This is a genomic window from Klebsiella sp. HC6, assembly GCF_022605325.1.
GTDB lineage: Bacteria > Pseudomonadota > Gammaproteobacteria > Enterobacterales > Enterobacteriaceae > Klebsiella > Klebsiella terrigena.
Window position 1 is genome coordinate 3,982,329 of record NZ_CP093276.1, and the last position, 20,810, is coordinate 4,003,138.

A 20,810-nucleotide genomic window follows, 5' to 3' on the forward strand; every position below is an offset into this window, starting at 1 on the left:
CGTCACATTTATGTTACTCACTATTTCGACACCCGCCGACACCAGAAAGCGCACCTTATGTTCATTCTTCGGTGAAATGCCTGATTATTTTGCTCATTTTTTAACCACCCACCGCACAACATGCAAAGACAAATGCTGTGTGAAAAAAAAGCGAAATCCAGCCACAAAATGCACAAATCGCCACTTATCTAAATTAATCATAATTAATTCATATAGATATATAATCCATGACGATTTTATACGCAAAGTGGAATGGAATTTTGATTGAGTTCACAAAGTTCCCAAAAATTCACATTTTGTTACATACACTTTCTAATTGTTACTCATATGCGACATTGGTAGCATTTTCCGGCTAGCGAAACGATGTCGCGGATGGAAAGATGCCTTCAGACACCAAACTATCATCAATGGTTCTGTAAATTTTCATTGACAGAATGTATTGGCGGCAGTGGCAAGTGTTCATATAAAAATACTAATGAGGGTAATAAATAATGATGAAGCGCAATATTCTGGCAGTGGTAATCCCTGCTCTGCTGGTAGCCGGCGCAGCAAATGCTGCAGAAATCTATAACAAAAACGGCAACAAACTGGACTTTTACGGGAAAATGGTTGGCGAGCACGTTTGGACCACAAACGGCGACACTAACAGCTCCGACACCACCTATGCACGTATCGGCCTGAAGGGCGAAACCCAGATCAACGATCAGCTGACCGGTTACGGCCAGTGGGAATACAACATGGACGCGTCCAACGTTGAAGGTTCCCAGGGGACTAAAACCCGTCTGGCATTCGCAGGCCTGAAGGCTGGCGAATACGGTTCATTCGACTACGGCCGTAACTACGGTGCCATCTATGACGTTGAAGCTGCAACCGATATGCTGGTTGAGTGGGGCGGCGACGGCTGGAACTACACCGACAACTTCATGACCGGCCGTACCAACGGCGTTGCTACCTACCGTAACTCTGACTTCTTCGGTCTGGTTGACGGCCTGAGCTTCGCGCTGCAGTACCAGGGTAAAAACGACGCGAGCCGTGCTATCCAGAAACAAAACGGCGACGGCGTCAGCACCTCTGCAACCTACGCATTCGAAAACGGTATCGCGCTGTCTGCAGGCTACGCGAGCTCTAACCGCAGCATCGCTCAGAAAGCTGATGGCAACGGTGACAAAGCTGAAGCATGGGCAACCTCCGCTAAGTACGATGCAAACAACGTCTATGCGGCAGTGATGTACTCCCAGACTTACAACATGACTCCGGAAAACCAGGCTAACTACTTCGCTGGCAAAACTCAGAACTTTGAAGCCGTTGCTCAGTACCAGTTCGACTTCGGTCTGCGTCCGTCCGTTGGCTACGTTCAGACCAAAGGCAAAGATCTGCAGGGCCGCGCTGGCTTCTCCGGCGGCGATGCTGACCTGGTTAAATACGTAGAAGTGGGTACCTGGTACTACTTCAACAAGAACATGAACGTCTACGCAGCATACAAATTCAACCTGCTGGACGACAACGATTACACCAAAACTGCTGGCGTAGCCACCGACGACCAGGCTGCAGTAGGTATCGTTTACCAGTTCTAAGTTTTAATCAGTACACCCCTTCGTGATATGCCTAAAAAGCAGGACTTCGGTCCTGCTTTTCTGCGTTACTAAGGCAAAGATCGTAACTTTGGAAAACCTTCGCGCTTTTTGTCGCAAACGGTTGGCAATTGGTCATTCTCCCGTTACCCTGATAGCGGAACTCCCTTCAGTAATCACAATGGAACCTCGTCATGTTTGAGAACATTACTGCCGCCCCTGCCGACCCTATTCTGGGCCTGGCCGATCTGTTTCGTGCCGATGACCGTCCTACAAAAATTAACCTCGGGATTGGCGTTTATAAAGATGAAACGGGTAAAACCCCGGTCCTGACCAGCGTGAAGAAGGCAGAGCAATATCTGCTGGAGAATGAGACCACAAAAAATTATCTGGGTATCGACGGTATTCCGGAATTTGGTCAATGCACGCAGGAGCTGCTGTTCGGTAAAGGAAGCGCTATCATCAGCGACAGGCGCGCGCGTACCGCACAGACTCCTGGCGGTACCGGTGGCCTGCGCGTTGCCGCCGACTTCCTTGCCAAAAATACCGACGTTAAGCGCGTTTGGGTGAGCAACCCGAGCTGGCCGAACCACAAGAGCGTATTCAATTCCGCCGGCCTCGAGGTTCGCGAGTATACCTACTACGATGCGGCTAGCCGCACGCTCGACTTTGCCGGCCTGCTGGCAAGCCTCAATGAAGCTCAGGCGGGTGACGTTGTTCTGTTCCACGGCTGCTGCCACAACCCAACCGGTATCGATCCGACGCTGGAGCAGTGGCAACAGCTGGCACAGCTCTCGGTTGATAAGGGCTGGCTGCCGCTGTTCGACTTCGCCTACCAGGGCTTTGCCCGCGGTCTGGAAGAAGACGCTGAAGGCCTGCGCGCCTTTGCCGCGCTGCATAAAGAGCTGCTGGTTGCCAGCTCCTACTCGAAGAACTTCGGCCTGTACAATGAGCGCGTTGGCGCCTGTACGCTGGTCGCGAGCGATAGCGACACCGTCGACCGCGCGTTCAGCCAGATGAAGTCAGCGATCCGCGCTAACTACTCCAACCCGCCGGCGCACGGCGCTGCCGTTGTGGCGACAATTCTCAGCAACGATGCGCTGCGCGCTATCTGGGAGCAGGAGCTGACCGACATGCGTCAGCGCATTCAGCGTATGCGCCTGCTGTTCGTCAATACCCTGCAGGAAAAAGGCGCTGACCGCGACTTCTCCTTCATCACTAAGCAAAACGGTATGTTCTCGTTCAGCGGCCTGACCAAAGAGCAGGTTCTGCGCCTGCGCGAAGAGTTCGCTATTTACGCCGTGGCTTCCGGGCGTATCAACGTTGCCGGCATGACGCCGGACAACATGGCGCCGCTGTGTGAAGCGATCGTCGCCGTACTGTAACGCCGCAGGACCCTAAAAAAAGAAGGCCGCATTTGCGGCCTTTTTTGTATTTAGCGTCCGGTATGGTTACCAGACCGGCATTTCATCCTGCAGGAAGGGATTGTGCAAACGCTCATGACCCAGCGTTGACATCGGCCCGTGGCCGGGGATAAACGTCACGTCATCGCCCAAAGGCAACAGCTTGCGTTTAATCGCGTCGATCAGCTGGCCGTGGTCGCCGCGCGGGAAGTCGCTGCGCCCGACGCCACCTTTGAAGATAACGTCGCCGGAAACCAGCAGCCGCGACGCGTCGTCGAAGAAAACAACGTGTCCCGGCGTATGGCCCGGGCAGTGCAGAACCTGCAGAGAAACGTTCCCCACGCTGACGACATCGCCTTCATTGAGCCAGCGGTCAGGATGCAGCGGCTGGCAATCCTCCAGGCCGAACATCCGGCTTTGCGCAGGGAGTCCTTCCAGCCAGAACTCATCTTCTTTTTCCGGACCGATAATCGGCACGCCGTAGTGTTGCGCCAGCTCGGCTGCCGCACCAACGTGGTCGAGATGACCGTGAGTGAGCAAAATCTGCATCAGGCTAACGCCCGCTGCCGTCACTTCCTGTTTGATTCGCTCTGCATCACCGCCGGGATCGACCAGCGCAGCAAGTCGGGTTTGCTCACACCAGATTAAAGAGCAGTTCTGGGCGAACGCGGTAACCGGAATAATACGATAGTTCATGACGCTCCTTTCGTTACCAGTGCCTTACGGGACCGGTATCAATATGCACAAAGTTGCTACGTGGGTAGTATCCTACACCACCCGCGCCCATAGATAACGCCGCTTTGCGAACATTGCTCAACGCAATGCCTTCAATATGAAAATCCATGGCCTGGCCTTTGGTGTGGTAGCTATGTTTGGCTACACCCCGGCTTCGTGCACGTAGCTCATCGTTGGTATCGAGTGAACGATAGCCGGAGATAAGCTGGACAGGCTTACTGGTGCCAAGTAATCCCTGCAGGCGATAAAGATGATCGAATAAGCTCGGATCGATGGACTTTATTTTATTCGCGCGGAAATCACGGAAAAAATGGTTAAGTCTTGCTAATTCATCCTGAATATAGCCTCTGCCATCGAAGAACTCCGCTTTGAGTGATTCACCGGTATGCAGGTTATTCAGCGTCAAAATACGCGGTCGGGGGGTCGAGAGGGTGGCAAATGCCGGCGCAGGCAAAATGGCTGCTGCACCTAGCGCAGCGCCACCTAGCGCCAGCAGTTTGCGGCGATTAGCGTCAAATTTGTCCATGATAATCAGGTCTACAAGTAAATGAATCGAAATATACACGCCATCCTTCAAGCTGCCTCTTTACTGGCGACGTCTTCTCCCCCGCGCACTTACCGGAGCAAGCGTCAGGAGGTTCCCAGACCTATCACCTCAATGCAGTTTTAATGGTGTTGTGTAATATGCACTTCTGGCGCACGAAAGGCACCTTACCGGGCATTATTGCCAACGTCAAGGCGGCCTAACCCCAGTGAAAACAGGCCCTGTAGACGAACAGCGCCTGTTTTCACCCAGAGTTAGGACAACGATATCCGTTGAACTACTTCATTTACCTGATTAATTGTTCGGCTTTTGCCAGAATTTGTGCGCCAGATCGCGCGGTGAGATCGTAATTGTAAATATCTGTTCTATATTGTGTGCGTCCATCAGCGCCAACAAAGGCGGTGAGATAATAAAGATTCACCGGGATATTGTTGCGGATATTCACATAGCGGGTATCGCCCTGCTTAAGCGCGGCGGAAATTCGCGTATCGTTCCAGCCCGCATCCTGCAGCAGCATATTTGCCAGCTCGGAGGCCTTATTCACGCGCACGCAGCCGGAGCTCAGCGCCCGTACGTCTTTCTGGAACAGGTTGTGGTTCGGCGTATCGTGCAGATAGATAGCGTCAGAACTCGGCATGTTGAATTTGTAGCGCCCCAGCGAGTTGCGCGCGCCCGGAGCCTGCTGGAAGCGGAACGGGAGATTGTTCTCGGTGATGGTCGACCAGTCTACGCGATAAGGGTCGATCGCCTCTTTGCTGTTCCAGCCGCGCATCAGGGTATAGCCATGCTGCTCAAGATAGCCCGGATCGTTGCGCACCTTCGGCAGAATATCTTTGCGCGCCAGCGTCGGCGGCACGTTCCACGGCGGATTGACCACCACGTTATTCAGCGCGCTGCTCATCATCGGCGTTTTACGGTCCGGACGACCGACGATCACCCGCGATGCCAGCACCTGGCTACCGTCCTGGTAATAGACCAGCGAAAAGGCCGGAATATTCACCATAATGCCGGTCGACAGCTTGCCTGGCAGCAGGCGCAGGCGCTGAATGTTGAGCGCCACCACCCCGGCACGCTGCGCCGCGGAGACGTTCAGCCCATCGCGCGTGGATTGGCCGATCACGCCGTCCGCCCCCAGCCCCTGCCAGGCCTGAAAGCGCTTTACGCCCTCAACCAGCTGGCGATCGTAAATGCCGCGGGCGGCCGGCTTGCTTTTCTTGCCCGCCGACGGGCTGACAACGTCGCCCGGGAGGGTAATTTTCGCCGAATCATCCAGCATGCCGGTACGCTGTAATATCTCGCGCAGCGCGCCAACATCATTACTCCACTCGCCAGGACGCAGCGATGCGCTGCCGGTCATCTGCGGCCACGGACGCGAATCGGCCACCAGCTGCAGCAGAGCCTGATGCATCGCTTCATACTGCGGATGACGCGGCGTGAGTCCGGCAATAAACTGCGGCAAAGAGCCGTTGTCCAGCGCCAGCTGCCACTGATTGATGACCGATAGCGGCGGCGTGGCCATGACGTAGGGTTTAGTTCCGTATAGCCAGCGGTTGCCCTGAATCGGAATACCGCTAATAAAATGCAGGTAGCCCATCATGGCGTCGGACAGCACGACATCACGCGCCATGCCGCTCACCGCGGGATCGGTCAGCAGGCTCACCCAGGTGGTGAACTGCGGCTGGAAGCCGGCGATAGCGACTTCGGCCAGCTGCTGCTGAAACGCCTGCACCGCCTCACGGCTATCCCACATCGGTTTCATATCCCTGGCCGCATACAGCGACACCAGCGGATTCATAAAGACGGGCTTATAGCCTGCGGGAAGCAGCGCTTCAATCTCAGCCCGGCTTTTCGCGGCGACCTCGGTCGCCAGGGGCTGCTCGCCGGCCATTTTCGCCACCGCGGCAGACTGGCCGTTGTTTTGCAGCAGCGCAGACGAAAGCTCTCCCAGCGTGGCGGAACTGTCCGTGGGTACGACTTCAGGCTCTTCGGCCTGGACATTGAACAGTGGAGCAAATGCAAAAGCCAGGCTCAAGCTCAGCGCCGACAATTGACGACCATACCGTTTCTTTAGCAACATCCCTTGCCCCCCTGTTGACACATTGCCGCCCTTAAAAATAGGGCTCACTCTCAGTATATAAAGGCAAAAACGCTTTTGCCTTCCCAAATGTAAAGAAGTTTAAAGATTATACAACGTTAACACATCATACCGGCTAACAAAAAGGGCGACATCATGTCGCCCTTTTAGACTACTCACTGTATATCACTGCAGATCGGTCAGGAAGCGTCCGCCGTGCCCGGCAGCGTTTGGGGCAGCTGGGCCGCGAAACCGCGCAGGCCAACCACGTGCACGTGCTCATGGTTATTGAACACCTTACGCACCAGCTTATAGGTGGTGCCTTTTTCCGGGCTGATATTTTCCGGGGCGGCAATAATCAGCTGCATTTCCAGACGTTCGCACAGCTCAAACAGGGTGGCGATAGAGCGGGCATCAAGACGCGCCGCTTCGTCGAGGAACAGCAGACGGCACGGCGACAGGTCTTTACCGCGCAGGCGGCGGGACTCGTCTTCCCAGCTCTGAACGACCATCACCAGAATCGACATCCCGGTACCGATCGCTTCCCCGGTCGACAGCGCGCCGGACTCCGCGCGCAGCCAGCCGTCGGAGCCGCGGTTAACTTCCACTTCCATCTCCAGATAGTTGCGGTAGTCCAGCAGCTCTTCACCGATGGTTTGCGGAGTACGCTGGCCCATATCAATCTGCGGATTGAGGCGCTGATAGAGCTTCGCCAGCGCTTCCGAGAAGGTCAGGCGGTTGCTGTTGAACAGATCCTGATGCTGCTCATGCTGCTCAGACAGCACGTCGAGCAGCGTCGAGTGGGTTTCCCGCACGTTGACGTTGAGACGCACGCTGTTGACCTGACCAAAGGAGACGCTCTGCAGGCCCTGGTTGAGCATCCGAATACGGTTCTGCTCGCGCTGAATGGTCTTGCGGATGATATTGGCCACGCTGCGGGAGCTGATCGCCAGCTTCTGCTCGCGGTTGGTCAGCTCTTCGGTCAGACGGCTGAGCTCGATCTCCATCTGCTCAATCGCCTCAACCGGGTCGTCGGTGCGGATAATATCCTGACGGATACGCTCGCGCAGGTGCTGGTAGACGGCAACGAAGAACTGAATTTTGCGCTCAGGACGCTTCGGATCTTCAGAGACTCGCAGCACGTCACGCAGGTGTTCGTTATCCGCCACCGCCAGACGCAGCGCACCGAGCGCTTTATCCGACATCGAACGCAGCTCGTCTGCCGAGAGGTAGGCCAGCTCGCGACGGTGCAGCCGGCGCTCAACGCCGTTGTCTTTCACCAGCCGCATCACCGCACACCAGCCGGCTTTGGCGCTGACCACCTGCTCACGCATTTCGCAGTAATCGCGCTCAAGCTTGCGCAGCCTGCGGGTCAGGTTGTCCATCTCCGCTTCGCAGAAGGTCAGGGCTTTTTCCAGCTGATTGCGCCGCGAGCGGTTATTGCTCAGACGCGTATGCAGCTCATCACGACGCACGCGGGCGCGCTCTTCCGCCCCGCTATCGGCGCGCACGCCGATATCCTGCAGCTCTTTATACAGATCGCCCAGCAGCTCTTTTTTGGTGTCATACGAGCTTTTCAGCGAGGCCAGAACCTGGTTGTACTGGTTCAGCTGCGCGGTATGCGTACGCGTGGCGTCACGAGCCCGGCTGCGTTCGCCCTCCGCCTGCTCCAGACGCTGGCGCAGCTTTTCGTTGAGATCGCTGTTGCCGCTGAGCATCTCCGCGGAATCAGAGTAGCTAAAGTGGGCGCGACGCTGCACCACTTCGCTGAGCGCAAACGCCTGCTGGCGCGCTTCACGCTGGGTTTGCTGCGAGTAAGCGTAGTCTTCTTTCAGCTGCTCGAACTGCTCCGGATCGCTCTGCAGTACCGAGAGCATCGGTTCCAGCTTCGCCAGCTGATTGCCGTGCTGCTGGATAAAGCGGGCCGCTTCCTCGGCTTCGTCCAGGCGCTCCTGAATCTCGTCGACGCGATCGGCCAGCGTCTCGTCCGCCAGCAGGCTAAGGCGCGGCAGCAGGCGGTTAAGCGCGGAAACGCCCTCTTTTGCCTGCTCGTACTGCAGCCGGTTCTGCTGGTTATCGCTCTCGTGCGCGTTAAGCGCCCGCTCCAGCTCGCCGCGGCGGCCGTTGAGCTTACGGATCTCTTCTTCCGGATCGTCTTCGAAGGCCACCGCCAGGTGGCTGCCGATAAAGCGGCTGAAGGCCTGGTGCTGACGCTGGGTCTTCTGCACGTCGAACGACAGGGTCGCAAAACGCTCGGACAGCTCTTCCCGCTCGGCGTGCAGGCTTTCAATACGGCTTTCACGGGCGGCGCGGCCAAACAGCGGCAGCGTCGGGAAGCGCGAGTAGCGCCACTGGCGATCGGCAACCTTGACGACCACCGCTTTCTCCAGCTCATCAACGCTAAAGACGCTGTCATCGAACGACTGCGGATCGCCTTCGATCAGGTAGAGATCTTCCGGGCAATCCTCAAGGCCTTCAAGCTGCCCGGTGAGCTGCGACAGGTCGGGAACCACGATGGCGTGGCGCGACGGGCCGTACAGGGCCGAGAAGTACGGCGCATCTTCAAGGCTAACGTCGTCATAAATTTCCGACAACAGCACGCCGCCAAAACGCTCTGCCAGGGCATTCAGCCGCGGATCTTCCGAGCCGCCCGGCTGGCTAAGACGCTCAATCTCTTCATCAATAGCCCGCTTACGCGCGCCGACTTCGTCGCGCTCAACGATAGCCTCGCGCTCGCGCTCCAGCAGCTGCTGGAGGTATTCGGTGACGTCCTGGCTTGATTCAAACTGCTCCCCGCTCTGCTCGCAGAGCTGGCTGAGGGCGTTCTGCGCCGCCAGCCAGATCGGCGCCCGACGCAGCAGCGTCTGGGTACGGGACTGCAGCTGCTCCAGCTCCTGACGCAGCGTCATTCGCTGCTCGCTGGCGGAGGAGACGCCGTCGGACAAGGAGGCAATTCGCGCTTCCAGCTCTTCGTGCAGCGTTTCCAGGCGGTCAATATCGTAACGCTTGCCCTGGCGCTTGCAGAATTCGTTGAGCTGGCGTTCAGCTTCCTGCTGCTCGCGCAGGCGCTGCTCCAGCTCGGTCAGGCGGCTGCGCAGCCCCGGCGCCTGTTCGGCGTGATGGCGCTGGTTGACGCCGTCGCGCAGCAGCTCGCGCGCTACGTTCCAGGCTTCGTTACGCGCCAGCGGGCCGTTGATGGCCGCCACCAGTTGGAAAGCCTGCTCAAACTGACCGTGCGCGGTTTGCGCAACGCTCATTTTTTGTTCCAGCGACAGCATTTTCTCCGTCGCTTCCTGCTCCTTCGCCTGGAAGGTTTCCAGCCACTCGCCGGCGCTTTCCGCGGTTAAATCCGGCAGATGGCACAGCGCCTTCGCACGGTCTAAGGCCTGCAGCGCCTGGTTGTACTGGATCGCGCGGGTCTGCTGGACGTCCAGCGCCTGCTGGTAGTCGGCAAGCTGGCTTTTCAGCTCATCCACTTCCAGCTCTGCGGCTTCCGCACGAGCCTCGTTCTCTTCCTGCAGATCGGTCGCTTCCGCCACCACTTCGTTCTGCTCTTCAAGACGGATCTGCAGCTCGTCGAGATCCGCTTCGTAGCGCTCGATTTTTTCCTGCTGGCGAAGCGCGGTTTGCACCAGGTTCAGATGATCGCTGGCGGCCTGATAGTCGGCCTCAAGCTCGCCTTCTGCCCCGTTATGCTCCTGCAGCTCGCGGGCCATATCGACGTGCTTATACTGCTCTGCCGCCAGCTGTGCGCGGGAGGTGAACAGATCGCGACGGTACTCCAGCGCTTTATCCAGGTGGACGCGACGCTCGTTGGCGTGACGCATGTAGTCCGCCGCCACGTAGTTGGTGGCCTCGCTGATCAGGTGCTTGAACAGATCGCGGTCGGACTGCGTGACGCGGATCGCCTCCAGGGTCATGCGGTTTTCACGCAGCGCGGCTTCCATATCCTGGAACGCCTTGCGTACGCCGCTGTTTTCCGGCAGCAGGTAGTCGCGCAGCGAGCGGGTAATGGTGTTGGAGATCCCGCCGTACAGCGAGGCTTCGATCAGGCGATAGTATTTGCTACGGTCAGAGGCTGAGCGCAGACGGCGGGCGACCACGCCCAGGTCGAACATCAGCGAGTGATAGTCGGTGATCGAATTGAACTGCTTGAACTGCACCCCTTCTATCTCTTCCAGCTTATCTTTTAGCTCGTTGAGGCTCAGGACGCGCGCCTGGCGTTCGTTAAGGGTTTCCGTCAGCAGCTGAGTCGGCTGAATAGAGTCCGGCAGGCCCTGGATGGCAAACGGCTTGATATCGACTTTGCGGTCGCGACCGGCAATCTGCTGCAGACGTACGCCCACCACCACGCGCTGGTGGTGAGAGTTGATAACGTCCAGCACCGAGTAGCACACCCCGGCGCGCAGCTTGCCGTGCAGGCCCTTATCGCGCGAGCCGCTGGTGGCGCCCGCTTCGGTGGTGTTACGGAAGTGCAGCAGGGTCAGGTCCGGGATCAGGGCCGTGACGAAGGCCGCCATGGTGGTTGATTTCCCGGCGCCGTTGCCCCCTGAAAGCGTGGTAACCAGTTCATCCAGGTCAAAAGTACGGGCAAAAAAGCCGTTCCAGTTAACCAGCGTTAGCGAGCGAAATTTACCGCGTTCAATCATTACTCTTCCTCCCCGCTATCCGGCTGATTCTCTTCATTCTCATCATTGAGCTGCAGGTGATTCTCCAGCGCCATCGCTTCGCCGTCGCGGATCAGGCGCTTCTGCGCCTCGCGCGGATCGTCGCCGGCGCGAACGTCAGCGCCGAAGCGGAACACCGATTCGGTAATGCGGAATTTGCTGCTGTCATGGCCCATAAACCACACCATGCCGAGACGGCGCAGGCGGTTAAGCGACGCGCGCATTTTTTCCTGCAGCTTCTGCCTGTCGAGGTCCGAACCGGTGGAGCGGTTATTCACCAGCTTCAGCAGCCTGGCTTCGTCCGCCAGGCTCAGCAGCTCGTCGTAGAGCTCCTGCTGGGTGAAGATCCCCTCATTCGCCAGGCGCTCCGGGCTCAGGTAGAGGTAGCAAAGAATTTTGCCGACCATCATATCCAGCTCTGACAGCACCGAGCGCGGGATCAGCGTGGTGGAGCGCGGACGCAGGTAGAAGAACCCCTCCGGCGCGCGAATCAGCTCAACGTTATAGCGAGCGTAAAACTCTTCCAGGTAGTCCTGAAAATCCATCAAAAATGCGTGATTATCCAGTTCGTCCAGGCCGATATGGCGGCCCGCACGCAGGGCGCTATCCAGCGCCGGAAATAACGGATTGCCCAACGCCAGCGCCAGCTTAACCGGCATCACTTGTTCAATATTTGTCGATGACATGCGCCTGTACCTTGGCTCCGTAATCATTAATCGGCTGCCATTGTGCCGGCAGTCCGGTGAAATCTGCTTGCGCTACGCCCAGGCGTACCGCCTGATCGACGACGATTCTCGCCACGTCGAAGTGCCGCGCGCGCGGATACTGCGCCAGATACTCGCGAACGACCAGGCCGAGGTCCAGCGGCAGACCTTTGTCTTTATAAATAACCAGCTGCGCTTCAATCAGGGCCGCCAGCTGTTCACGGATTTCATTAAACTCTTCGTACTCCAGATCCTCAGGGAGCTCCCCGGTGACCTCTTCGTCGAGCAGCGCCATCTCTTCGTCACGCATATCGAGCAGGCGGTCGGCGCTGGCGTGGGTCAGGGCCCACGGCGCATCGAAGTAGGTCTGCACCGACTGGCGTAGACGCTGAGCAAAGACGCGGTTTTTATCCATATCAATGGCGGTACGGATAAACTTGTGCACGTGGCGATCGTAGCCGATCCACAGGTCAATGGCCTGCTGGCCCCAGCTTACGATACGATCAAGCTTGCTCTGCAGATCGAACACCAGGCGATCGACAAAATGCAGGTCGTCGCGCGCGAGCGTCGCGTCCTGGATCCGCAGCAGGTTAGCCTGCAGCTTATCGCCCGCCGCGTCCAGCGTATCCTGCAGTTCGCGCAGCGTCCCGGAGGTTTCCGAAAGCAGCAGCTCGCAGCTGGAGATCGCCGCTCGCCAGTCTTTGTTCAGCAGCTGGGCGATGTCGTCCTTCACCAGCTGCTGCTGTTCGTCCATGATCCTCTGGGTCAGATCGATGCTGTCAAAAATTTCCGCGACCGAATATTTCAGCGGCGCGAAGACGTTACGATGCCAGTGAAACTCGTCGCCGCCCTCTTCCGCAGAATCGGCGGCGCGCTTGAGCTCGCCGGCGACGATCGAGAGCTGCATCGACAGGCGCAGCGTGGAAAACTCGCGCTGGCGAATATAGTAGTCGGTAATCCCAATACCTAACGGCGTCAGGCGATAAATAGCGTTGCCTTCCGTGAGTTCGCTGGTAAAGCGGTTCAGCAGACGCTGGCGCACCATATCGTTAATCGCGTTATTGGCGCGCTGGCTGATGGTTTCGCTGGTCTGCTCAAACGCATCACTGACGTGGCGGAACGCGTCCACCAGTTCTCCCTCGGTCATTTCCCCTTCAAGCCGCTCGCCGTTCAGCGTGGCAACCGCCAGCAGAAAAGAGAGTCTGTCGACCGGCAGCGAAATAGAAAAATCATTTTTTCTGGCCCAGGCAACCAGTTCGGGGACTGTCTGGGAAAATTCACTCATACTTTATCCTTGCATCTGCAGCTCTGAGCCTGGTTCTTCATCGCGGTGACGTGAATATAGCGACCCAGGCTAATATACGGCTCCTGGCGACAGTAGCGCGTCTCCAGCTCCAGCAGCGCCGCAAAATTGTCGCGCTGTCTGCGTTTTTCACGCAGATAGTCATGAAACACCCGCACGCCGGTTTTGCCGGTAATTTGCCAGCCCTGCTCTTCCAGCCAGCCGTACACCTGCTCCGGCGAACGCGGATAGTCCGGCGATAGCGTGCGTTTTTTCTTTTTTGGCATCCCGATCTGCACGTAATCGAAGTTTCCGACGACCATGTTGTGCATCAGCAGACCGTTAGCATTGTAGAACATTAGCGACAGCGCGCCGCCGGGACGCAGCACCGACCACAGCGCCCGCAGCATCTCCTGAGGCTCGGCCACCCATTCCAGCACCGCATGAAACAGTATCAGATCGACCGGGCTTTCCAAATGCTGCGCAATATCCTGAGCCGCGCATTGTACAAAATGCATGTTGTCGATCACACCTTTATCGACTGCCGCCTGCCGGGCGCGAGCAACCATCTCGGCAGAAAGATCGCAGAGCGTGACGTGATGACCCATCTGAGCCACCTTTACCGCCGTTTGCCCCTCGCCGCCGCCGGCGTCGAGAACGCGCAGCGGCCCGGGACCCAGCCGATCCAGCAGCGGCTGCAGATCCTGCCAGAGGATAGCCTGGCGCAGTTCGCCCTTGGTGGTGCCGTATATATTGCGCGAAAACTTTTCGGCAATGTCATCGAAATTGCGATCCTGCACGGGCGACTCCACAAGCCAACACAAAGCCGCTATTTTGTCATACCCGCGCTGAGAGTGAAGCGATCTGTTATAAGATCGGGGCATAAGTTTGGTTATGTGGTTAAAAAGGACCCATCTGGCATGCTTTTTACGCTGAAAAAATATTTGGGCGGCATGATGCTGCCCCTTCCCCTGCTGCTGATGCTGATCGCTTTCGGCATCGCGCTGCTGTGGTTTAGCCGTTGGCAAAAAACCGGCAAGGCCTGCGTCAGCATCGGCTGGCTGCTGCTGGCCCTGCTCAGCCTGCAGCCGGTGGCCGACAGCTTGCTCAAGCCGATTGAAGATACCTATCCGACATGGCGCGGCAGCGAAAAGGTTCAGTATGTGGTGGTGCTCGGCGGCGGGTACACGTGGAATTCGGCGTGGGCGCCCAGCTCGAACCTGATTAACAACAGCCTGCCGCGGCTGACCGAAGGGATCCGCCTGTGGCATGAGAATCCGGGATCGAAGATGATCTTTACCGGCGCCGCGGCGAAAACCAACCCGGTCAGCACCGCGCTGGCCGGCGCTCGCGTCGCGGAGAGCCTCGGCGTGCCGGCCGGCGACATTATCGTCCTCGATCGGCCAAAGGATACGGAAGAAGAGGCTCAGGCGGTAAAACAGGCGATTGGCGATGCGCCTTTCCTGCTGGTCACCTCCGCGTCGCATCTGCCGCGAGCGATGATCTTCTTCCGCCATGCCGGGCTCAATCCGCTGCCGGCACCGGCCAACCAGCTGGCGGTCGAATCGCCGCTAAATCCCTGGGAGCGCGCAATCCCGTCTCCCTTCTGGCTGATGCACAGCGATCGCGTCGGCTATGAAACGCTGGGGCGCGTCTGGCAGTGGCTTAAAGGCGCGTCAGGCGAGCCAGGGCAGGAGTGATTTCGCCGCCAAATCAAAGCGGGCGCGATCGAAGCGCCCGGTGTTGACCAGGCTGTCGACCTCGTCCCACAGCAGATAGAGCCAGCGCCGCCAGAGAAAGGATTCCGCTACCGGCGCGCGGTGCAGATAGTGCCACAGCAGCTGTTCCGCCTGCCCGCCGTCGCAGAGGCGGAAGAGCTCATATTCACGCGGCGCCCACAGCATCATCCCCGGCCCCACCATGGCCAGCAGCTGGTCGCTACGCGCGTCCTTCAGCATGCTGCGCAGCGTGAAGCTGCCGTGCACCAGCACGCAGTTGTCGTTGAAGTCTTTAAATAATTCGCCAAGGCACTCGCGCGAGCGGAAGAGGATCCGCTTGTCCTTCATCGTCAGGCCGGTATCCTGATACAGGTTAAGCGTCCCCCACAGAACCTCCACCCGCTGGCGGTACCAGTTTGGCCACAGGTTCTCCTGCGTACAATCCACCACCCCGACGCAGCCGCCGCTATCCTGACGGTGCCACGACAGCAGCGCTTCAACGATCTGCTCCTGCAGCTGCTCCCAGCGCTGCGGAGTGCGGGCCGGGGCTTCGACGGAGACGCCGCGCAGCCGCTCAATCAGCAGAACGTCCGGCCCGGGGTGCTCCTCATGCGTCATCACGCCGTAGACCACCGGCATACGCACGGAGCCGCTGCGGGCCAGGGTTGATATCTTCCACGCCAGCTGGCGCGCGACGCCGGGCGTGGTGAAGCTTCTCGCCAGCAGCGGCAGCGGATTTCCCTGTGCATCATAGAGCGCCCACAGCGCCGTTAAGGGCTTCTCGCTCACGCACTCTACCCGGCTGAGCTTTTCGCCCAGCAGGTGACTCAGCTCGGTTCGCAACTGTTCCATTGAATTACCCTCATGAACACTACTGGTTTTATCATGAGCGTCGGTCGCGAGGTTGTCATCGGGTGAGATCAAAAATTGCGGCGAAAAGTATGGAAAAATAGCCTGAGGATATCCCCTCCTGACGGAGGGGATCGGGGAATTAACGCAGCTCGGCGCGAACGCGCTCCAGATCTTCCGGCGTATCGACGCCGGTGCCCGGGACAACTTCCGCTACCGCGACATGGATTTTTTCGCCGTACCACAGCACGCGCAGCTGCTCGAGCATTTCGATCTGCTCCAGCGGGCTCGGCGCCCAGCTGACATAGCGGCGGATAAAGCCTGCGCGATAGCCGTAGATGCCGATATGACGCAGCAGCGAATCGCCGATGGCGTCGCGGGACTGCGCAAAGCGATCGCGATCCCAGGGAATCGTGGCGCGGGAGAAGTAGAGGGCGTAGCCTTCGGCATCCATCACCACCTTCACCGCATTCGGATTGAACGCCTCTTGGGCATCGTGGATCGGCACCGCCAGCGTCGCCATCCCGCTGGTGCTGGAGGCCAGATTCTCGGCCACCTGGCGCACAATCGCCGGCGGGATCATCGGCTCGTCGCCCTGAATATTGACGATAATCGTCTCATCGCTGAAGGCGCACTTCTCGACAACTTCCGCCAGGCGTTCAGTGCCGGACTGATGATCGGCGCGCGTCATGCACACTTCGCCGCCGGCGGCTTCCACCGCGCGCGCCACCTCTTCATGGTCGGTAGCGACGATAATACGCTCGGCCCCGGACTCGCGCGCGCGCTCCAGCACATGGACAATCATCGGTTTGCCGTTAATATCCTGCAGTGGCTTACCGGGCAAACGCGTGGAGGCAAAGCGCGCAGGAATGATGACCACAAAACTCATGAGTGGCTCTCTCCAACGGCTAGCGAGCGGGCTTCGGTTTCCAGCAATACGGGAATACCGTCGCGCAGAGGAAAGGCCAGGCTGTCAATTTTGCAGATAAGCTCTTGCTTATCCTGGCTGTAATACAGTTTACCGTTGCAAACAGGACAGGCGATAATTTCAAGTAAACGGTGATCCATGTTTCCTCCTGATGGACCGAATAGATTCCGCAGCAGCATAGCACAGGATACCTGACACCGGGATCCGTTTGCGCGAGCGGCTAAGGGGCGAAAGCCCGCCGACGCGCCGCTGCCGAGCGGCGTTTGGCGATGCGGCCGGACGGATGCCGGCCGCTCAAATAGCGTCGAGCTGCCAGCCCTGCCGGCGGTCGGCAAAGAGTTCCGCCGGCAGTTGGCCGAAGCTCACGCGTTCGGCCTGCTGCCAGCGGGCAAAATCGTCAATCGCCCGCTGCAGCCCACTCTCCAGGCCAGAGGTCACCTTGACGCCCTCTTCCAGCCATAGCGAGAAAATTTCCAGAACCCCGGTTTTGCGATGCATTTTGCTGTCCATGCGGCCCACCAGCCTGCCCTGATGCAGCAGCGGCAGCACGAAGTAGCCATACTGGCGCTTTGGCGCCGGCGTATAGCACTCGAGGCGGTAGCTAAAATTAAACAGCTGCTCGGCGCGCTTACGGTCCCAGACGACCGGGTCGAACGGCGACAGCACCGCACTATGGCTCGCCGAAAGCCTGCCGCCCGGCGCCGCCTCCAGCTGCTGCAGAGCCTCCCGGTGCAGCCACATATCGCCGAGCCCTTCGACGTTCACCGCCGTCACCAGCCCCTCTTCCTGCCAGTTTGCCAGCAGGCCCGCGAGCGCCGGCTGCCGCAGGCGATAATAGTCCGCCAGCCACTGCGGGCGGAAAATACCCAGGCTGCGGGCGCTATTGCGCAGCATAATCTCTTCAGCCTGCGCCTGCGACAGCGCATCGCGCGCATCGTCCCAGTGCGGCATCACCCGCTGCGTCAGGTCGTAAACCCGCTGAAAGTTGCGCCGTTCCACGACCATCACTTCGCCGGCGGTAAACAGCCCCTCCAGATGACGCTTGTGCGGCTTCCACTCCCACCAGCCGCTGGCACCTTTACGCGGATGGCTAAAGTCGGCCGAGCGTACCGGGCCATTTTGCGCGATGTGCTCCAGCAGCAGCTGGATATCATCCGCATGCTCCGTCATCCACCCCTTATGATACTTCCAGCCCATGTTATCCGGCGTCAGCATGCGGTGGCGCACCAGCGAAAAATCGCTGCGTGGTAAAAAACAGGCCTCATGAGCCCAGTATTCCATGAGTTCGCCCGCGCGCAGCGCCTCGTCCAGCCAGCTTTGCGGATAGCCGCCGAGGCGGCTGAAGAGCACCAGATAGGGGCTGCGGGCGACGACGTTGATGGTATCAATTTGCAGCAGCGACATCTGGCGGATAGCCTGCAGAATATCGGCCGATTGGGCGCGACGGCGGGGCCTTTTCAGCAGGCCCTGCGCCGCAAGGTGAAGATGGCGGGCTTCTTTAAGTGAAAGCGTTAGTACCGACATGCAGGTTCTCCGTTGTGGATCCCGATACAGCGGCACCGAAAGCAGGCGTGGCGAAAACTAACGTTGCGCCAGCGTCGCCAGATCCGTAAGCAGCCGCTGCGCGCGTTCGTCCGTCATTATGGCGTCGACGGGCAGATACCACCAGTTGGCTTCGGCAAAGGCCCGGCATTTCACCGCGTCTTTTTCGGTCATCAGCAGCGTTTGCCGCTCGGTCACCAGCGCGGCAACGTCGGCACGGGTAAGGGCCTGATGATCGGCCAGCGCCACGGTTTTTATCGGCCGCACGCCGCAGCCTTCGAGGGTGGCAAAAAAGCGCGGCGGATGGCCAATCCCGGCCATCGCGACGACGTTATCAAAGCTCGCCACATCGCGTCGTTCGCCGTTAAGCACATTCACCGCCTGCCCGGGGCGCAGCTGCATGGCTATCTCTCCCGGCCGCGCGACGCCGCCGTTAGCGATAATGGCATCGACGCTGCGCAGGCGTGAGGCGCGTTCGCGCATCGGCCCGGCCGGCAGCCACCAGCCGTTGCCAAAGCGGCGTACGCCGTCAATAACCACGATTTCTTTATCGCGCGCCAGCCCGTAGTGCTGCAGGCCATCGTCGGTGACGATAAGCTGCAGGTCGTGTACGGCAAGCAGCGCCCGCACCGCATCGCTGCGCTGGGGGGAGACCGCCACCGGCACGCCGGTGCGTTGATAAATCAGCACCGGCTCGTCGCCGGCTTCCGATGTGCCGGTGGTGCTGTTGAGCACCAGCGGATAGCTCGCCGCCTTACCGCCGTAGCCGCGGGAAACAACGCCAACGCGGATCCCGCGCTGCTGCAGCTGCTCCACCAGCCAGATGACAACCGGCGTCTTGCCGTTACCGCCGGCGGTGAGGTTACCGACAACAACAACCGGAACCGGCGCGCGCCAGGCCTTCTTCAGCCCCAGCCGATAGCTGAGACGAATCAGGCCGCTCACCAGGCCGTAAAGCCAGGAGAGCGGAAGCAGCAGCCGCCATAAAGGCGACTCACCGGACCAGATGCGCGCAATCATTGGCCAAATTGCATTTTATGCAGCTGAGCGTAAACGCCGCGATGTTCCAGCAGGTCAGCGTGGCTGCCGCGTTCAACGATGCGTCCATCTTCGACCACCACGATTTCATCGGCCTTCTCGATGGTTGACAGGCGGTGGGCGATCACCAGCGAGGTGCGGTTTTTCTGCAGCTCGTCCAGCGCCGCCTGAATGGCGCGTTCAGATTCGGTATCCAGCGCCGACGTTGCCTCATCGAGGATCAGGATTGGGCTGTTACGCAGCAGCGCGCGCGCGATGGCGATACGCTGGCGCTGGCCGCCGGAAAGCAGCACGCCGTTCTCGCCGATGACGGTATCGAGGCCGTTATCCATTTTACTGATAAAGTCCATGGCATAGGCCATCCGCGCCGCCTCTTCGATCTGCTCGCGGCTGTACTCTTCGTTGCGCGCGTAGGCAATGTTGTTGGCTACGGTATCGTTGAACAGGTGCACGTTTTGCGAAACCAGGGCGACCTGATCGCGCAGGGAGGCCAGGGTGTATTCGCGCAGATCGTGACCGTCGAGCAGAATCTGGCCTTCATCGATATCATAAAAGCGCGTGATCAGGCTCGCGATTGTCGATTTACCCGATCCCGAACGTCCCACCAGGGCCACGGTTTTACCTTCCGGAATATTCAGGCTGATGTTGCGCAGCGCCGGCGTTTCACGGCCAGGGTAGGTAAAGGTGACGTTACTGAACTCAAGGCTCCCCTTCGCGCGCTCGATAACCCGCGTGCCTTCGTCTTTTTCCTGCTCGGAATCAAGAATAGCAAACAGCGTCTGGCAGGCGGCCATCCCGCGCTGGAACTGCGCGTTGACGTTGGTAAGAGACTTCAGCGGACGCATTAAGGCGATCATCGAGGAGAAGACCACGGTAATCGTACCGGCAGTCAGCGTTTCCATAACGCTTGGGAAGCTGGCGGCGTAGAGCACAAACGCCAGCGCCAGAGAGGCGATCAGCTGAATGATGGGGTCAGAGATGGACGATGCGGAGACCATTTTCATCCCCTGCAGGCGCATTTTGTTGCTGACCTTATCGAAACGCTTGGTTTCTACGGCCTGGCCGCCAAACATCAGCACTTCTTTATGCCCTTTGAGCATCTGTTCCGCGCTGGTGGTCACCTGGCCCATGGTGTTCTGCATATTCTTGCTGATATTACGAAAACGCTTCGAGACCACGCGGATCGCGATGGAGACGATTGGCGCCAGCACGATCAGGATCAGCGACAGCTGCCAGCTGTAGTAGAACATCATGATAAACAGACCGATGATCGACGCACCTTCGCGCACAACGGTGATCAGCGCGCTGGAAGAGGACGAGGCAACCTGCTCGGAATCATAGGTGATACGCGACAGCAGCGTACCGGTGGACTGTTTATCGAAAAAGGAGACCGGCATCCCCATCATGTGGCTGAATAAACGGCGTCGCATGGTCATCACGACCTTGCCGGAAACCCACGAGATACAGTAGCTCGAAATATAGCTGGTGACGCCACGCAGCAGCATCAGCCCAATCACCACCAGCGGCATCCATAGCAGCACTGAGCGATCCGTTTTACCAAAACCATCATCCAATAACGGTTTAAGAAGCGATAGCATGAAGGTATCACTAGCCGCGTTAAAGACTAACGCAATTGCCGCGACGATCAGTCCGGTTTTAAATGGCGCAATAAGCGGCCAGAGGCGGCGGAAGGTCTGCCACGTGGAGAGATCTTTATCATTCTGCATTCAGTAAACCAGCTTATGTTGAAATAGC

The 20,810-nt window shown here is 58.6% G+C and carries 16 protein-coding genes; 3 read left to right on the top strand and 13 right to left on the bottom strand.

Annotated elements, in window-relative coordinates; all coding sequences use genetic code 11:
- Positions 1–491 precede the first annotated feature (491 nt).
- Positions 492–1,574, top strand: a complete 1,083-nt coding sequence (locus tag MMW58_RS19310) for a porin (protein WP_133597094.1) — start codon at positions 492–494, stop codon at positions 1,572–1,574.
- A gap of 191 nt (positions 1,575–1,765) precedes the next feature.
- Positions 1,766–2,956 carry an amino acid aminotransferase gene (locus MMW58_RS19315; protein ID WP_045854668.1) on the top strand — a complete coding sequence of 397 codons (1,191 nt, stop codon included), beginning with the start codon at positions 1,766–1,768 and terminating at the stop codon, positions 2,954–2,956.
- Between the two features lie 66 nt (positions 2,957–3,022).
- On the opposite strand, the gene MMW58_RS19320 is transcribed toward MMW58_RS19315, so the two are convergent.
- From MMW58_RS19320 to cmoM, 7 genes are all read right to left on the bottom strand, one after another.
- On the bottom strand, positions 3,023–3,670 hold the full coding sequence (locus tag MMW58_RS19320; protein ID WP_045854667.1) for an MBL fold metallo-hydrolase: 648 nt from the start codon (positions 3,668–3,670) through the stop codon (positions 3,023–3,025).
- Between the two features lie 13 nt (positions 3,671–3,683).
- A complete protein-coding gene (locus tag MMW58_RS19325) occupies positions 3,684–4,235 on the bottom strand; it encodes a YcbK family protein (RefSeq protein ID WP_241723758.1) in 552 nt (183 codons plus the stop codon).
- Positions 4,236–4,539: 304 nt separating this feature from the next.
- Complete coding sequence (gene ldtD / locus MMW58_RS19330; RefSeq protein ID WP_241721894.1) at positions 4,540–6,330, bottom strand: L,D-transpeptidase; 1,791 nt, start codon at positions 6,328–6,330, stop codon at positions 4,540–4,542.
- A 197-nt stretch (positions 6,331–6,527) separates the two neighbouring features.
- Positions 6,528–10,976, bottom strand: a complete 4,449-nt coding sequence (gene mukB / locus MMW58_RS19335; protein ID WP_241721895.1) for a chromosome partition protein MukB — start codon at positions 10,974–10,976, stop codon at positions 6,528–6,530.
- A complete protein-coding gene (gene mukE / locus MMW58_RS19340) occupies positions 10,976–11,680 on the bottom strand; it encodes a chromosome partition protein MukE (protein ID WP_133597088.1) in 705 nt (234 codons plus the stop codon). The genes mukB and mukE overlap by 1 nt, the downstream gene beginning before the upstream one ends.
- A complete protein-coding gene (gene mukF, locus MMW58_RS19345; protein WP_045854663.1) occupies positions 11,661–12,983 on the bottom strand; it encodes a chromosome partition protein MukF in 1,323 nt (440 codons plus the stop codon). Before mukF ends, mukE begins: the two co-directional genes overlap by 20 nt.
- A complete protein-coding gene (cmoM, locus tag MMW58_RS19350) occupies positions 12,980–13,780 on the bottom strand; it encodes a tRNA uridine 5-oxyacetic acid(34) methyltransferase CmoM (protein WP_132511809.1) in 801 nt (266 codons plus the stop codon). Before cmoM ends, mukF begins: the two co-directional genes overlap by 4 nt.
- A 120-nt stretch (positions 13,781–13,900) precedes the next feature.
- Between cmoM and elyC the strand changes: the two genes are divergently transcribed.
- The gene (gene elyC, locus MMW58_RS19355) at positions 13,901–14,680 is read left to right on the top strand and encodes an envelope biogenesis factor ElyC (protein WP_133597086.1); all 780 of its coding nucleotides are present in this window, start codon (positions 13,901–13,903) and stop codon (positions 14,678–14,680) included.
- On the opposite strand, the gene MMW58_RS19360 is transcribed toward elyC, so the two are convergent.
- From MMW58_RS19360 to msbA, 6 genes are all read right to left on the bottom strand, one after another.
- Complete coding sequence (locus MMW58_RS19360; protein WP_133597084.1) at positions 14,657–15,550, bottom strand: YcbJ family phosphotransferase; 894 nt, start codon at positions 15,548–15,550, stop codon at positions 14,657–14,659. The genes elyC and MMW58_RS19360 overlap by 24 nt on opposite strands.
- Positions 15,551–15,689: 139 nt before the next feature.
- Positions 15,690–16,436, bottom strand: coding sequence for a 3-deoxy-manno-octulosonate cytidylyltransferase (gene kdsB, locus MMW58_RS19365; protein WP_241721896.1), 747 nt, complete (start codon positions 16,434–16,436; stop codon positions 15,690–15,692).
- Positions 16,433–16,615, bottom strand: a complete 183-nt coding sequence (gene ycaR, locus MMW58_RS19370; RefSeq protein WP_041144800.1) for a protein YcaR — start codon at positions 16,613–16,615, stop codon at positions 16,433–16,435. The genes kdsB and ycaR overlap by 4 nt, the downstream gene beginning before the upstream one ends.
- Positions 16,616–16,769: 154 nt before the next feature.
- A complete protein-coding gene (locus tag MMW58_RS19375) occupies positions 16,770–17,999 on the bottom strand; it encodes a winged helix-turn-helix domain-containing protein (protein WP_241721897.1) in 1,230 nt (409 codons plus the stop codon).
- Positions 18,000–18,056: 57 nt separating this feature from the next.
- The gene (gene lpxK / locus MMW58_RS19380) at positions 18,057–19,037 is read right to left on the bottom strand and encodes a tetraacyldisaccharide 4'-kinase (protein ID WP_241721898.1); all 981 of its coding nucleotides are present in this window, start codon (positions 19,035–19,037) and stop codon (positions 18,057–18,059) included.
- A complete protein-coding gene (gene msbA / locus MMW58_RS19385) occupies positions 19,034–20,782 on the bottom strand; it encodes a lipid A ABC transporter ATP-binding protein/permease MsbA (RefSeq protein ID WP_045854656.1) in 1,749 nt (582 codons plus the stop codon). The genes lpxK and msbA overlap by 4 nt, the downstream gene beginning before the upstream one ends.
- Positions 20,783–20,810: the final 28 nt, after the last annotated feature.